Source organism: Microbacterium mangrovi, from assembly GCF_000802305.1.
GTDB lineage: Bacteria > Actinomycetota > Actinomycetes > Actinomycetales > Microbacteriaceae > Microbacterium > Microbacterium mangrovi.
The window spans coordinates 77,462-91,862 of sequence record NZ_JTDK01000012.1 but is presented as its reverse complement, the minus strand read 5'-3'; the positions used below and the strand labels follow the sequence as shown (position 1 = coordinate 91,862).

Annotated in this window: 14 protein-coding genes; 8 read left to right on the top strand and 6 right to left on the bottom strand. The window is 68.3% G+C overall.

The features are described from left to right. The first annotated feature begins 9 nt into the window (after positions 1-9). Positions 10-510 (top strand): transcriptional regulator NrdR, encoded by a 501-nt coding sequence (nrdR, locus tag LK09_RS13810; protein WP_039400531.1) that lies wholly within the window; start codon positions 10-12, stop codon positions 508-510. Positions 511-521: 11 nt separating this feature from the next. Then, positions 522-1,550: a quinone-dependent dihydroorotate dehydrogenase gene (locus LK09_RS13805; RefSeq protein WP_039400529.1), complete on the top strand. Its 1,029-nt coding sequence runs from the start codon at positions 522-524 to the stop codon at positions 1,548-1,550. 82 nt (positions 1,551-1,632) lie between these two features. Here the strand turns inward: LK09_RS13805 and LK09_RS13800 are convergent, their stop codons facing one another. Then, entirely contained in the window at positions 1,633-2,217 is a 585-nt protein-coding gene (locus tag LK09_RS13800) for a DUF3043 domain-containing protein (protein ID WP_039400526.1), read from the bottom strand. 48 nt (positions 2,218-2,265) lie between these two features. On the opposite strand from LK09_RS13800, the gene LK09_RS13795 reads away from it, so the two are divergent. From LK09_RS13795 to LK09_RS13775, 5 genes are all read left to right on the top strand, one after another. Next, positions 2,266-3,663: a dipeptidase gene (locus LK09_RS13795; protein WP_039400523.1), complete on the top strand. Its 1,398-nt coding sequence runs from the start codon at positions 2,266-2,268 to the stop codon at positions 3,661-3,663. Between the two features lie 33 nt (positions 3,664-3,696). Beyond that, a complete protein-coding gene (gene erpA, locus LK09_RS13790; RefSeq protein ID WP_039400520.1) occupies positions 3,697-4,056 on the top strand; it encodes an iron-sulfur cluster insertion protein ErpA in 360 nt (119 codons plus the stop codon). 189 nt (positions 4,057-4,245) lie between these two features. Beyond that, positions 4,246-5,151, top strand: coding sequence for an aa3-type cytochrome oxidase subunit II (ctaC, locus tag LK09_RS13785; RefSeq protein ID WP_039400517.1), 906 nt, complete (start codon positions 4,246-4,248; stop codon positions 5,149-5,151). A gap of 1 nt (position 5,152) precedes the next feature. Then, positions 5,153-6,874 (top strand): aa3-type cytochrome oxidase subunit I, encoded by a 1,722-nt coding sequence (gene ctaD, locus LK09_RS13780; RefSeq protein WP_039400514.1) that lies wholly within the window; start codon positions 5,153-5,155, stop codon positions 6,872-6,874. Continuing rightward, positions 6,875-7,309, top strand: coding sequence for a cytochrome c oxidase subunit 4 (locus LK09_RS13775; protein WP_039400512.1), 435 nt, complete (start codon positions 6,875-6,877; stop codon positions 7,307-7,309). 656 nt (positions 7,310-7,965) lie between these two features. Here LK09_RS13775 and LK09_RS13770 read toward each other — a convergent pair. From LK09_RS13770 to ctaE, 5 genes are all read right to left on the bottom strand, one after another. Next, positions 7,966-8,538, bottom strand: a complete 573-nt coding sequence (locus LK09_RS13770; protein ID WP_407939173.1) for a P-loop NTPase family protein — start codon at positions 8,536-8,538, stop codon at positions 7,966-7,968. A gap of 93 nt (positions 8,539-8,631) precedes the next feature. Further along, positions 8,632-10,470, bottom strand: a complete 1,839-nt coding sequence (qcrB, locus tag LK09_RS13765) for a cytochrome bc1 complex cytochrome b subunit (RefSeq protein ID WP_052226778.1) — start codon at positions 10,468-10,470, stop codon at positions 8,632-8,634. Beyond that, positions 10,467-11,543 carry a cytochrome bc1 complex Rieske iron-sulfur subunit gene (gene qcrA / locus LK09_RS13760; RefSeq protein ID WP_039400506.1) on the bottom strand — a complete coding sequence of 359 codons (1,077 nt, stop codon included), beginning with the start codon at positions 11,541-11,543 and terminating at the stop codon, positions 10,467-10,469. Before qcrA ends, qcrB begins: the two co-directional genes overlap by 4 nt. A 34-nt stretch (positions 11,544-11,577) precedes the next feature. Then, the gene (qcrC, locus tag LK09_RS13755) at positions 11,578-12,381 is read right to left on the bottom strand and encodes a cytochrome bc1 complex diheme cytochrome c subunit (protein WP_039400505.1); all 804 of its coding nucleotides are present in this window, start codon (positions 12,379-12,381) and stop codon (positions 11,578-11,580) included. A gap of 19 nt (positions 12,382-12,400) precedes the next feature. Beyond that, positions 12,401-13,039, bottom strand: a complete 639-nt coding sequence (gene ctaE / locus LK09_RS13750) for an aa3-type cytochrome oxidase subunit III (protein WP_039400501.1) — start codon at positions 13,037-13,039, stop codon at positions 12,401-12,403. A 218-nt stretch (positions 13,040-13,257) separates the two neighbouring features. On the opposite strand from ctaE, the gene trpD reads away from it, so the two are divergent. Further along, positions 13,258-14,319 carry an anthranilate phosphoribosyltransferase gene (gene trpD / locus LK09_RS13745; RefSeq protein ID WP_039400499.1) on the top strand — a complete coding sequence of 354 codons (1,062 nt, stop codon included), beginning with the start codon at positions 13,258-13,260 and terminating at the stop codon, positions 14,317-14,319. Positions 14,320-14,401 lie beyond the last annotated feature (82 nt).

The following is a 14,401-nucleotide window of genomic DNA, read 5'->3' as shown; positions in this document are numbered from 1 at the left end:
TGTCGCCTCATGCACTGTCCGTTCTGCCGTCACCCCGATTCGCGCGTCATCGACTCCCGCACGACCGATGACGGTCTCAGCATCCGCCGGCGCCGCCAGTGCCCGCAGTGCGGCGGCCGGTTCACGACCATCGAGACGGCGAGCCTGTACGTGGTTAAGCGCAGCGGTGTGATGGAGCCGTTCAGCCGGGACAAGGTCGTGGTCGGCGTCCGCAAGGCGTGTCAGGGCAGGCCGGTGACCGACTCCGACCTGGCCGTCCTCGCGCAGACCGTGGAGGAGACCGTGCGCCAGACCGGCGCGTCGCAGATCGATGCGAACGAGATCGGGCTGGCGATCCTCGGACCCCTGCGCGAGCTCGACGAGGTCGCCTACCTGCGTTTCGCGAGCGTCTACCAGGCGTTCGAGTCCCTCGAGGACTTCGAGGCCTCCATCGCCCAGCTGCGCGCCGACCACGGGCGCACCGGGGCGCGTGTGCCGGCGTCGGGGGAGACGGACAGCCAGCCACGATAGCCTTGCGGACGATGTATCCGCTGCTCTTCCGCACCGTTCTCTCCCGCATGGACCCCGAGTCCGCCCACCACGCCGCGATGGCCGTCATCCGCCTGCTCGGCGTCCCGCCGTTCTCGTGGGCGGCGCGGGCGCTGACGCGTCCCGATCCGGCGCTGCACACCCGCACCCGCGCGCTCGGGATCGACTTCGACTCGCCGTTCGGCGTCGCGGCCGGATTCGACAAGGACGTGGTCGGCGTGCGCGGCCTGGCCGCGCTCGGATTCGGGCACGTCGAGATCGGCACGGTGACGGCCCTCCCGCAGCCGGGCAACCCGCGCCCGCGGCTGTTCCGGCTGATCCCCGACCGCGCGGTCGTCAACCGCATGGGGTTCAACAACCACGGCGCCGAGGCCGCCGCGGCGCGCCTGCGGAGGCTGCGCCGCCGCGGTACCCGCATGCGGATCGGCGTGAACATCGGCAAGAGCCGCGTCGTGGACGTGGCCGACGCCACCGCGGACTACGTGCGCAGCGCGTCGCTGCTCGCGCCGCTGGCCGACTACCTCGTCGTCAACGTGTCCTCGCCGAACACGCCCGGTCTGCGCGGTCTGCAGGCCGTCGAGACGCTGCGTCCGCTGCTGGAAGCCGTGCGGGATGCCTCCGGGGCCACGCCTCTGCTCGTCAAGATCGCGCCCGACCTCCCCGACGACGAGGTGACCGCGATCGCGCAGCTCGCGGTCGAACTCGGGCTCTCGGGCCTCATCGCGACCAACACGACGATCGCCCGCGACGGCCTGGCGACCGATCCCGCGACCGTCGAGGCGGCCGGTGCGGGCGGACTGTCCGGTGCGCCGCTCAAGGCGCGCGCCCTCGAGGTGCTCCGGATCGTTCGCCGCGCGGTGCCGTCCGAGTTCGTCGTGATCTCGGTCGGCGGGGTCGAGACCGCCGCCGACGTGCAGGAGAGGCTGGATGCGGGCGCCGACCTCGTCCAGGGGTACACGGCGTTCCTGTACCGCGGTCCGCTGTGGGCTCGCCAGATCAACCGCGGGCTCGTCCGCCGCTGACCGGCTCGACCCGCACCGCACCGCACCGCACGAAGAAGGCCGCACCGTTCGAAACGGTGCGGCCTTCGGCGGTCGATGCGGGTCAGGACGGGTACTGTCCGCGACGCACCTGCGGCTTGGGCAGCCGCATCCAGCGCATCTGCATGGTGCGCATGGCGCCGTACCAGCCGAGCCCGCGCTCGAGGCGGGCGGCCCCGAACTTGCGGCGCGCCGCGCGCTTGAGCCGGTTGCCGGTGACCACCATGTCGATGATCACGAAAGCGACGTACGCCCAGAGCACGGTGAAGGCGTAGATCTGCAGCGTCGTGATGTTCAGGATCATGATCACGATGACCAGGATCATGAGCGGCATCACGAGTTCGCCGAGATGCCACCCGGCATCGGCGTAGTCGCGGGCGAACTTGCGCTGCGGGCCGCGGTCCTTGGCGGGGAGGTACTTCTCCTCGCCGGCGGCCATGCCGATCCGCGCGCGCTCGCGCTCGGAGGCGACCTCCGCCTTGCGCTGGGCCTTGGCCTCTTTGGTGTTGGCGACGAGCGGCCGCTTGCGCGCTGCTTCCTGCTCGGCGCGGGAGGGCGTCGGGCGGCCCTTGCCGGCAGCACTGCCGTCGTTCGAGTTCGTCCCCGGCGACGAAGCGTCATTGGACGCGGGGGCGGGAGTCTTGGCCACGATGATCCTCGGAAGAGTCGGTTTGGGGTGAGTCCTAAGATTACCCGCATGAGTCTGGAACAGTCCCGTGCTGAAGCTGTCCGTGCCGCCGCCGAGGCCGGCATCCCCGCCGCCCTCGCCGATCTGGGGAAGCTGGTGCGGATCCCGTCCATCGCGTTCCCCGGCTTCGACCCGGCCGAAGTGCGCCGCAGCGCCGAGGCGGTCGCCGCCCTCGCGGAGGGCACCGGTGTGTTCGAGTCGGTCGTGATCCGCGACGCGGCGATCCCGGGCACCGACGAGCGCGGGATGCCCGCCGTGCTGGCGACGCGCCCGGCACGCAACGGCCGGCCGACGATCCTCCTGTACGCCCACCACGACGTGCAGCCGGTCGGTGACGAGTCGCTGTGGGACACGCCGCCGTTCGAGCCCACGGTGCGCGACGGCCGCCTCTACGGCCGCGGGTCCGCCGACGACAAAGCCGGAGTGGTGTCGCACGTGGGCGCGATCCGCGCGCTCACCGAGGTCGTCGGCCACGATTTCGACCTGGGCATCAGCCTGTTCATCGAGGGGGAGGAGGAGGCCGGTTCGCGCTCGTTCGCCCAGTTCCTCTCCGACAACGCCGACGCCCTGCGCGCGGACGTCATCGTCGTGGCCGACTCCGGCAACTGGGATGCCCGCACGCCGGCCGTCACGGTGTCGCTGCGCGGCAACGCCCGGTTCACGCTTCGCATCCGGACGCTCGATCACGCCTCGCACTCCGGGATGTTCGGCGGGGCGGTGCCGGACGCGATGATGGCGGCCGTGAAGCTGCTCTCCACCCTGTGGGACGACGACGGCGCGGTCGCGGTCGCCGGCCTCGCCGAGCGGGATGCCGAGACCCCGGCGTACACCGAGGAGACCCTTCGCGACGAGGCGGGCCTGCCCGCGGGTGTCAGCCCGATCGGACGCGGCAGCATCCTCAGCCGCATCTGGAACAAGCCGTCGATCACCGTCACCGGCATCGATGCGCCGAGCGTGCGCAACGCCTCCAACACGCTCAGCCCCGAGGTGACCGTCGTCATCAGCGCCCGCGTGGCGCCCGGTCAGGCGGCCGCGGACGCCTACGCGGCGCTGGAGGCCCACCTGCGCGAGCACGCGCCGTTCGGGGCCGAGCTGGAGTTCTCGGACGTCGACTTCGGGGACGGGTTCCTCGTCGACACGAGCGGCTGGGCGGTGGAGGATGCCCGCGCGGCGATGGACGAGGCCTACGGCGTCGCACCGGTGGACCTGGGGGTGGGCGGTTCGATCCCGTTCGTCGCCGACCTCGTGCGCGAGTTCCCCGCGGCGCAGATCCTCATCACGGGGGTGGAGGACCCGCACTCCCGGGCGCACAGCCCGAACGAGTCCCTCCACCTCGAGACGTTCCGCCACGGGCTCGTGGCCGAGGCGCTGCTGCTGGAGCGCCTGGACGCACGGACCGGGGCGTAGACTCGTGAGCGACTTCATCACCGAGGGAGCATCATGACCGACACCGCACTGACGACGCAGACCGCCGCCCACGGCGTCCTTCTGACCGACGCCGCCGCCGCGAAGGTGAAGAGCCTTCTCGAGCAGGAGGGCCGCGACGACCTGCGACTGCGCGTCGCCGTCCAGCCGGGCGGATGCTCGGGCCTCATCTACCAGCTGTACTTCGACGAGCGCTATCTCGACGGCGACATGACGGTCGACTTCGACGGCGTCGAGGTCATCGTCGACGACATGAGCGTGCCGTATCTCGATGGTGCATCCATCGATTTCAAGGACACCATCTCGGAGCAGGGTTTCACGATCGACAACCCGAACGCCTCCGGAAGCTGCGCCTGCGGCGACAGCTTCCACTGACCCTCCAGACCTCTCGCGCGGCGCGTTTCCCGGAAAAAGATCCGGGGACGCGCCGCCCTCGCGAATGCGGTCAGGACCAGGCGGATCGTCATCGAAACGTCATGGGGAGCCTGGGCGGCTGGCCGGAATCCGGTGAGAGGTTGCCCTAGACTGTCCTCTGTCGGACTTCCTGACCCGGAAAGGTGCACCGTGCACTCGAAACGTCGCCTTCGTTGGGCTGTTCTCCCTGTCGGGCTTGCAGCGGCCGTCGCTCTCGCAGGCTGCTCGCCCACTCAGCTGCACGGGTTCCTGCCCGGCTTCGAAGACAGCCAGCCCGCGACGAACCACACCGAGATGGTCTCCTCGCTGTGGGTGAACTCCTGGATCGTTCTCCTCGTCGTCGGCCTCGTCACGTGGGGCCTCATGCTGTGGGCGATGATCGTCTACCGCCGCCGCAAGGGCCAGACCGGTCTCCCGGTCCAGCTCCGGTACAACATGCCGCTCGAGATCTTCTACACGGTCGTGCCGCTGATCCTCGTCGTCGGATTCTTCGCGTTCACCGCGCGTGACCAGACGATCCTGGAGACCCAGAACGAGCACCCCGACGTGTCGATCACCGCGATCGGCAAGCAGTGGGCGTGGGACTTCCAGTACAACGGCACCGCGGCCGACCAGTCGGACGCGGTGTGGTCCATGGGCGTCCAGGCCGAGCCCGACGCCGGCGGCAACGTCGACCAGAACAAGCTGCCGACCCTGTACCTGCCGGTCAACGAGTCGGTGCGCATCAACCTTCAGTCGCGCGATGTCATCCACTCCTTCTGGATCATCGACTTCCTGTACAAGAAGGACCTCTACATCGGCCGCGACAACTCGTGGTCGTTCACGCCGACCCGCGAGGGCACCTACCAGGGCAAGTGCGCGGAGCTGTGCGGCGAGTACCACTCGGCGATGCTGTTCCGGGTGAAGGTCGTCAGCCAGGCCGACTACCAGGCCCACCTCGCCCAGCTGAAGGCCGAGGGCAACACGGGCCCGATCACCAAGGCGTACGACCGCCTCAACAACGACCCGGGTACCGGCGGAAGCCCCACCGGTCCCACCCAGGAGGGCAGCAACTGACATGGCGACTACGCTTCCGCTGCAGGGCGAGTCTTCGGGCCGCCCCACCACCCTGCCTCCCCGCCAGGCTGCGCTGCTGAGCGCCTCCCGCACGGGTGAGAAGGGCAACATCATCGTCAAGTGGATCACCTCCACCGACCACAAGACGATCGGGTACATGTACCTCATCGCCTCGGTGATGTTCTTCATGCTGGGCGGTGTGATGGCCCTCATCATCCGCGCCGAGCTGTTCGAGCCGGGTATGCAGATCATCCCGACCAAAGAGCAGTACAACCAGCTGTTCACGATGCACGGCACGATCATGCTGCTCATGTTCGCAACGCCGCTGTTCGCCGGTTTCGCGAACGCGGTGCTGCCGCTGCAGATCGGTGCTCCCGACGTCGCGTTCCCGCGTCTGAACGCTTTCGCCTTCTGGCTGTTCCTGTTCGGCTCGACCATCGCCGTCGCCGGCTTCCTCACCCCGCAGGGTGCGGCCGCGTTCGGATGGTTCGCCTATCAGCCTCTGGCCGATGCGAGCTTCTCGCCCGGAGCGGGCGGCAATCTCTGGATGCTCGGCCTCGGCATGAGCGGTTTCGGCACCATCCTCGGCGCCGTCAACTTCATCACCACGATCATCACGATGCGCGCCCCCGGTATGACCATGTGGCGCATGCCGATCTTCTCGTGGAACACGCTGATCACCAGCATCCTGATCCTGATGGCGTTCCCGGTGCTCGCCGCCGCGATCCTGGCCGCCGCAGCCGACCGCGTGCTCGGTGCGCACATCTACGACCCGGCCAACGGCGGCGTGCTGCTGTGGGAGCACCTGTTCTGGTTCTTCGGCCACCCCGAGGTGTACATCATCGCGCTGCCGTTCTTCGGCATCGTCTCCGAGGTGTTCCCGGTGTTCAGCCGCAAGCCGATCTTCGGTTACAAGACCCTCGTGTACGCGACCATCTCGATCGCCGCACTGTCGGTCGCGGTGTGGGCCCACCACATGTACGTGACCGGTGCCGTGCTGCTGCCGTTCTTCGCGCTCATGACGATGCTCATCGCGGTGCCGACCGGCGTGAAGATCTTCAACTGGATCGGGACGCTCTGGCGAGGCTCGGTGACGTTCGAGACGCCCATGGTGTTCGCGCTCGGCTTCCTGGTTTCGTTCGTCTTCGGCGGTCTGACCGGTGTCATCCTGGCGTCGCCGCCGCTGGACTTCGCGCTGTCGGACTCGTACTTCGTCGTCGCCCACTTCCACTACGTGGTGTTCGGAACCGTCGTGTTCGCGATGTTCTCCGGCTTCTACTTCTGGTGGCCGAAGTGGACCGGACGGATGCTGAACGAGCGTCTCGGTATGGTGCACTTCTGGATGCTGTTCATCGGCTTCCACATGACCTTCCTCATCCAGCACTGGCTGGGCGTCGACGGAATGCCGCGTCGCTACGCGGACTACGCGCCGTCCGACGGCTTCACCTGGATGAACCAGGTCTCGACGATCGGTGCGATGATCCTCGGCGCCTCGATGATCCCGTTCCTGCTGAACGTCTGGATCACCGCGCGCCGCGCGCCGAAGGTCACCGTGAACGACCCGTGGGGTTACGGTGCTTCGCTCGAGTGGGCGACGTCCTGCCCGCCGCCGCGTCACAACTTCACCTCGATCCCGCGCATCCGCAGTGAGCGCCCGGCGTTCGATCTGAATCACCCGGAGGCTGCCGAGTGGGCGGTCACGGCTCACGGAGAGGCCAAGTAAGTGCGTAGCAACGTCAACCTCTGGTGGATCCTGAGCGGATTCTTCCTGATCGTCGCGGCCGTCTACACCTTCTGGAACATCGTCGCGCACCCGCATGCTCCGTGGTATGACGGCGTCGAGTGGGTCGGTTCGGTCGCTCTTCTGTTCACCACGCTGATGTCGGCGCTGATCGCGTTCTACATCGGTCGCGTCCACAACGCGCAGGGCGGAGAGCTCCCCGAAGACGTGCTGACGAGCGACATCGATGACGGCGATCCGGAGCTCGGCGAGTTCTCGCCGTGGTCGTGGTGGCCGATCGTCCTGGCGTCCGCCGCGGCTCTGGGCATGATCGGGCTCGCAGTCGGCACCTGGATGGTTCCGATCGGGCTCGGCGTCTTTGTCGTCGCGATCGTCGGCTGGGTGTACGAGTACTACCGCGGTTACTTCGCCCGCTGATCCAGCGGTTCCGAGGGGGCGGTGCGCATTCCATGCGCACCGCCCCCTCGTCATTGCGCCTGGGAGGCGCTGTGCGCCCCGGAGACGCCCGGGAAGCAGGGACCGTGCAGGTTGGGCGCCACCGATCACTCAGGGCGCCACGGCCGCCAGGAGGCGTCTGGCACCACTCGTCACGATCGGCAACCAGAGCCGCGCATCGTGACGAGTCATCCGGCCCACTCCGCCGCGCTCGTCGTGCGCCCAGGTCTCTGAAAGCGAGCTCGGCCACACCCAGGGTTCCCGACACCAAGTTGCTCACTCGTCGCGATGCGTGAACGCGGTTGCACATCGTGACGAGCCGGCGACGCTCACTCGTCACGATCGGCAACCGGCGCGGCATATCGTGACGAGTCGGCGAGCCGGCACGCACCGAGCTGGCTCCCACTGGTCGCGCTCACTCGTCACGATCGGCAACCGACGCTGCACATCGTGACGAGTCGGCGAGCCGGCACGCACCGAGCTGGCTCCCACTGGTCGCGCTCACTCGTCACGATCGGCAACCGACGCTGCACATCGTGACGAGTCGGCGAGCCCGCACGCACCGAGCTGGCTCCCACTGACCGCGCTCACTCGTCACGATCGGCAACCAGCGCGACGCATCCTGACGAGCGAGCCCGTCAGCCGCCATCGACGGCGCGGGAGAGCGGACCCGACAGCCACGCTTCGACGTGGCGTGGGGTGCGGAGGCGCACGATCGGCAGATCGGGGCGCGCATCGGCGAGCTCGGTGAGGAGCGGGGCGTAGGCGCGACGCGTCCCAATCGCCCAGCGCACGATGTGCCCCGGATCGGTGAAGAACGTCCGCAGCGGCGGCTCGACGTTGCCGTTCCACAGCACCTCGCGCCGCAATCGCCGCCGCAGCGTGCGGGTCACGACCCGGGGGAGGACCACCACGGCGAACGGCAGGTCGAGCCAGACGAGCAGATCGGCGTGCCGGCTCAGGAGGGGGCGAACGGCCGTGTACTGCCACTCGGTCGTCCACGACGGCAGCTGTACCAGTGCAGTGACGTCGTCGCGGAACTCGGGCCTCGGCGTCCAGTGCGGGCCATGGTGCAGCCCGTCGATCTCGGTGTGCGGGGCATCCGCGATCGCGGCGATGCGCGCGGCGAGCGTCGTCTTTCCCGATCCGGAGACGCCGGCGACGAGGATGCGTCTCGGTCGGTGGGGGAGGGGATCCGCGTAGCCGAGCACACCTGGCATCCTACGAGCGGTGCCCCTCGACGACGGAGGCCCTGCTCTCCCCGAAGGGAGGACAGGGCCTCAGCCGTGACGAGGGATTCGGCCTTACTGGCCGGTCTCCTTCTCGCGGTTCTTGTGCGGGTGCTCCGGGTCGTCCGTGTTCAGGACGGTGGTCGGACGCACCGGGACCTCACCCTCCGACTCGCTGATCGGCGTCAGCGGAGCCTCGGGGTGGCCGGCGCGCTCGTGCGCGCCCTGGATCTCGTCGTTCTCGATGGTCGCCATCTGCTCCAGCTCGTGGTGCTGGTGGGCGTGGGCGGCCTCGAGCTCGGTCTGCGTCATCGGGACGAGGCGGTCTTCGTAGAACCAGCGCGACAGCGAGCCGCGGAAGTTCCGCCAGAAGCCGATCCGGCCCTTCGCGTTGGGACGCACGACGAGCGGCTCGTAGGTCTCGTAGTCGGCGAGTTTGATGCGCTCGAACTCGTCGACGGGCTGGTGGACCTCGATGTACTCGCCACCGGGCAGGCGCACGATGCGACCCGACTCGTAGCCGTGCAGCAGGATCTCGCGATCCTTCTTCTGCAGCGCGATGCAGATGCGCTTCGTGATGAAGTACACGACGATCGGGCCGAGGATCAGCAGCGCCTGGAGGGTGTGGATGACTCCCTCCATCGTCAGCTGGAAGTGCGTCGCGATGAGGTCGGACGATGCGGATGCCCACAGCACTGCGTAGAACCAGACGCCGGCTGCACCGATCGCGGTGCGGGTGGCCGAGTTGCGGGGACGCTGAGCGATGTGGTGCTCGCGCTTGTCGCCGGTCACCCACGCCTCGATGAAGGGGTACAGCATCACCAGCACGATGAACAGGCCCAGGACCGCCAGCGGGATGATGATGTTGAACGACCAGGTGTGGTCGAGCCACACGAACTCCAGGTGCGGCGGCACGAGACGCAGCGCGCCGTCGGCGAAGCCGATGTACCAGTCGGGCTGGGTACCTGCAGACACCGGGGAGGGGTCGTACGGGCCGTAGTTCCAGATCGGGTTGATCGTGAACAGCGACGCGATCAGGACGATCACACCGAACGTGATGAAGAAGAATCCGCCCATCTTCGTCGCGTAGACCGGCAGCATCGGGTAGCCGACGACGTTGCTGTTCTTGCGCGCCGGGCCGGCGAACTGCGTGTGCTTGTTGATGACCATGAGCATCAGGTGCAGCACGAGCAGCGCGACCAGGATCGCGGGCAGGAGCAGGATGTGCAGCGTGTACAGGCGGCCGACGATCTGGTTGCCCGGGAACTGGCCACCGAACAGCAGGAACGACGTCCACGTGCCGATGACCGGGATGCCCTTGATCATGCCGTTGATGATCGCCAGGCCGTTGCCGGAGAGCAGGTCGTCGGGGAGCGAGTAGCCGGTGAAGCCCTCACCCATCGCGAGGATGAAGAGGATGAAGCCGATCACCCAGTTGAGCTCGCGCGGCTTGCGGAACGCACCGGTGAAGAACACGCGGAGCATGTGCACGCCGATGCCGGCGACGAAGACCAGCGCGGCCCAGTGGTGGATCTGACGGACCAGGAGGCCGCCGCGGATGTCGAAGGACAGACGCAGCGTCGAGTCGAGGGCCGCGGACATCTGCACGCCGCGCATCGGCAGGTAGGCGCCGGCGTAGTGGGTCTCGACCATCGAGGCCTGGAAGAAGAACGTGAGGAACGTGCCCGAGAGCAGCACCGCGACGAAGCTCCACAGCGCGATCTCACCCAGCATGAACGACCAGTGGTCGGGGAAGATCTTGCGGCCGAGCTCCTTGACGAAGCCGGACAGGCTCGTTCGCTCGTCGATGTAGTTCGACGCCCAGCCGATGAAGCGACCGCCCAGCGGTGCTTCCTTCTCCGCGGCGGGCGCTGCGGGCGCCTCAGTCTCGGAGGGGGCAGTTGTGGTGCTCAATGGCGCTCCCAGAAGCTCGGGCCGACGGGTTCGAGGAAGTCGCTCTGCGCCACGAGGTACCCCTCGGCGTCGACTTCGATGGGCAGCTGCGGCAGCGGACGGGCGGCGGGGCCGAAGACGACCTTGGCGCCTTCGGACACGTCGAACTGCGACTGGTGGCAGGGGCAGAGCAGGTGGTGGGTCTGCTGCTCGTACAGGGCCACCGGGCATCCGACGTGCGTGCAGACCTTCGAGAAGGCGACGATGCCGTCGTAGCCCCAGTTCTCCTTGCCCTTGGGCGGGTGCAGCTGGTTGACCGGCATGCGGACGAGCAGCACGATGGCCTTGGCCTTCTCGTCGAGGTAGTTCGGGACCTCGTCGGGCATGAGGCCCTCGGGGATCACGTGGACGGCGGAGCCGAGCTGGATGTCGGACGCCTTGATCGGCTCACCCGTGGGGTCGTGCACCAGGCGGGTGCCCTTCGCCCACATGGTGTGGCTGAGCAGGTAGACCGGGTTGCCCGCGTTGGGGTTCTCCGGGCTGTCCTCGGGTGCGAGGCCGCGGAACAGCGTGATGCCCGGGACGATGGATGCCACCACGGCGGCGATCATCGAGTTGCGGATCATCGCACGGCGTCCAAAGCCGGACTCCTCGTTCGCGTCGGCGAAGGCCTTGACGGCGGCCTCACGGGTCGTGTCGCGTCCGCGGGTCGCGTGCCGGGGCTCGATGAACTCCTTGTCCGACATGACGGCCTTGGACCAGTGGATGGCGCCGATGCCGATGGCGAGCAGGGCCAGTGCGATGCCGAGGCCGACGAAGAGCTCGTTCTGCCGGATATCGACGAGGCTGCCGCTCTCGATCGGGAAGAGCATGTACGCCGCGACGGCCCAGATGCTGCCGGCAAGCGACAGGTAGAACAGCGTGTAGACCGTGCGCGCCGCGCGCTTCATCGCTGCCGGATCCTTGTCCGTCATGCGCTGGCGGTGCGGCGGCAGCTCGTCGTTCCGCACCGGGTCGGTGACCGCTACGGCGAGCCCGGGGGAGGGCTGCCAAGAAGCCCTCTCGTGCTCGAGCGGGTCGTCCTCGTGTGCCATGGTGCTCCTCGTACGTGGAAAGGGTCGGATTCGATCAGTTGGACTTCGCGGTGATCCACACCGTGACGGCGATCAGGGTGCCGATGCCGAAGATCCAGATGAAGAGACCTTCGGACACGGGGCCCAGGTCGCCCAGGCCGAAGCCGCCCGGGGACTTGTTCTCCTGCAGGAACAGCAGGTACGAGATGATGTCCCGCTTCTCGTTCAGGTTGAGGTTGGTGTTGCTGAACACCGGCATGTTCTGCGGGCCGGTGACCATCGCGGCGTACATGTGCAGCGCGCTGGTGCTGGTCAGCGGGGGAGCGTACTTGCCCTCGGTGAGCGCGCCGCCCGCGCCGGCGACGTTGTGGCACATCGCGCAGTTGATGCGGAACAGCTCGGCGCCGTTGGCGACGTCGCCCTTGCCGTCGATCGTCTCCGCCGACGGGTACTTCGGACCCGGAGCCATCGACTGGACGTAGGCGGCGATCGCCTGCGCCTGCGCCTCGGTCATCTGCGGCGGCTTGATCTGGGCCTGCGGGCCCTGGGCCGCGAGCGGCATGCGACCGGTGGAGACCTGGAACTCGACCGCGAGCTCGCCGACGCCGTAGAGCGAGGGCCCGCTCTCGGTGCCCTGCATGTCGAGGCCGTGGCAGGTCGCGCAGTTCGCCTGGAACAGCTTCTTGCCGTCTTCCGCCGTGAGGTTGGAGGACTGCTGAGTGGTGTCGTTGGTCGCGGCCATGGCCGCGGACGCCCCGGCGTACACCCCACCCGTCAGCAGCAGGCCGACGCCGATGAGGACGGCCGCAGCCAGAGGGCTGCGGCGTCCGGAATTGCGACGCTTCTTCTCTCGTGCCATTTCGGTACGGCTCCGGTTCTTATTTCAGGAAGTAGATGACGGCGAACAGGGCGATCCACACCACGTCGACGAAGTGCCAGTAGTACGACACGACGATCGAGGTCGTCATCTCCTTGCGGCCGAAGTTCTTGACGGCGTAGGCGCGTCCGATCACGAGCAGGAAGGCGATCAGGCCGCCGGTCACGTGCAGCGCGTGGAAGCCGGTCGTCAGGTAGAAGGCCGACGCGTAGGCGTTCGCGGAGATCGGCATGCCCTCGGCGACGAGCTGCGAGTACTCCCACACCTGGCCGGAGACGAAGATCGCGCCCATGATGAACGTGAGGTAGAACCACGGGACCATGCCCCACCGTCGCCGTCCGCTGGACTTGGTGGTGTAGGGCTGGAATCGCTCGGCCGCGAAGACACCCATCTGGCACGTCACCGACGAGAGCACGAGGATGACCGTGTTCACGAACGCGTAGGGAACGTTGAGGTGCTTGGTCATCTCCGCCCACAGGTCGGGGGAGGTGCTGCGCAGGGTGAAGTAGATCGCGAACAGACCCGCGAAGAACATCACCTCAGATCCGAGCCAGACGATGGTGCCGACGGCGACCGGGTCCGGCCGCTTCACGGTGCGCAGAGCCTGGTTGTATGTCGCTGGGGTCGTCACGCAGTCCATTATGGCCGATTCCGACGTCGGATTTTCGCACCGATGGGTCACGATTCGGCCAGCCGGGCACTGAACAGCCACTCCGAGGCCGTCGCGAGTTCTCTCGGCGCGGGCCGGGAATCGCCTGTCAACCTGGGCGGATGCCGCTGAACCGTGCAGCGCGCGAGGATCGGACCGGGATGACGCGATCACGGGCGCCCTTCTCGCGCTGGATAGGATCGGGAGTCATGGCGGAGCTCTACACCTGGCCGGACATCCTCTCCACTCTCGTCGGCGGGCGCGACCTGACCGTGTCGGAGTCGACCTGGGCGATGCGGAAGGTGATGGCCGGCACCGCGACGCCCTCGCAGCTGGCCGCCTTCCTCGTCGCGCTGCGCGTGAAGGGCGAGACGGTGGACGAGATCGTCGGCTTCCGCGACGCGATCCTCGAGGCCGCGCTCCCGCTGCCGGTCACGGCCGACGTGCTCGACATCGTCGGCACCGGCGGGGACCGCTTCGGCACCGTGAACGTGTCGACGATGTCGGCGATCGTCGCGGCCTCCACGGGCATCCCGGTCGTGAAGCACGGCAACAAGGCGGCCAGTTCGTCCTCGGGCTCGTCGGACGTGCTCGGCGCGCTCGGACTCGACCTGTCGCTGGAGCCGGACGCCGTCGCCGAGACGCTGCGACGCACCGGCATCACCTTCGCGTTCGCCTCGGCGTTCCACCCCGGCTTCCGCCACGCGGGCGCGACGCGGGCCGAGCTCGGCATCCCCACGGTCTTCAACTTCCTCGGGCCGCTGTGCAACCCGGCGCGTGCCGAGGCCAACGCCGTCGGCGTGGCGCAGCTGGACCGCGTGCCGCTCATCACGGGCGTCTTCCAGACCCGCGGCGCGACCGCCCTCGTCTTCCGCGGGGACGACGGCCTGGACGAGCTCACGACCACCGGACACAGCCGCCTGTGGGAGGTCAGCCTCGGCGACGTCCACGAGCACGACATCTACCCGCCCGACCTCGGCATCCCGCTCGCCGACCTGGACGATCTCCTCGGCGGCGACCCGGCGCACAACGCCGACGTCGTCCGCCGCACCGTGTCCGGCGAGCCGGGCGCCGTCCGCGACATCGTCCTGCTCAATGCGGCCGCGGGAATGGTCGCCTACCGGCTGTTCCGCGATCCGATGCAGGTGCAGCGCCCCATCCTGGAGCGCCTCATCGAGGCGAAGGACGCCGCCGCGGCCGCGATCGACAGCGGTGCGGCGGCGGCGAAGCTGGACGACTGGGTCGCCACGACGCGCTCCTTCGCGGCCTGACGGATCCCCTCCGGCGCGGCACTGGCACAAGGCGGGACGTCCCGCTAGTTTGGTGCCGAGTCCAGCCACCGGAAGGGGAGTC

Bases quoted from the DNA above. Each gene is read 5' to 3' on its own strand.
- nrdR (WP_039400531.1), top strand. From the start codon at position 10: ATGCACTGTCCGTTCTGCCGTCACCCCGATTCGCGCGTCATCGACTCC.
- LK09_RS13805 (WP_039400529.1), top strand. From the start codon at position 522: ATGTATCCGCTGCTCTTCCGCACCGTTCTCTCCCGCATGGACCCCGAG.
- LK09_RS13795 (WP_039400523.1), top strand. From the start codon at position 2,266: ATGAGTCTGGAACAGTCCCGTGCTGAAGCTGTCCGTGCCGCCGCCGAG.
- erpA (WP_039400520.1), top strand. From the start codon at position 3,697: ATGACCGACACCGCACTGACGACGCAGACCGCCGCCCACGGCGTCCTT.
- ctaD (WP_039400514.1), top strand. From the start codon at position 5,153: ATGGCGACTACGCTTCCGCTGCAGGGCGAGTCTTCGGGCCGCCCCACC.
- qcrA (WP_039400506.1), bottom strand. From the start codon at position 11,543: ATGGCACACGAGGACGACCCGCTCGAGCACGAGAGGGCTTCTTGGCAG.
- qcrC (WP_039400505.1), bottom strand. From the start codon at position 12,381: ATGGCACGAGAGAAGAAGCGTCGCAATTCCGGACGCCGCAGCCCTCTG.
- ctaE (WP_039400501.1), bottom strand. From the start codon at position 13,039: ATGGACTGCGTGACGACCCCAGCGACATACAACCAGGCTCTGCGCACC.
- trpD (WP_039400499.1), top strand. From the start codon at position 13,258: ATGGCGGAGCTCTACACCTGGCCGGACATCCTCTCCACTCTCGTCGGC.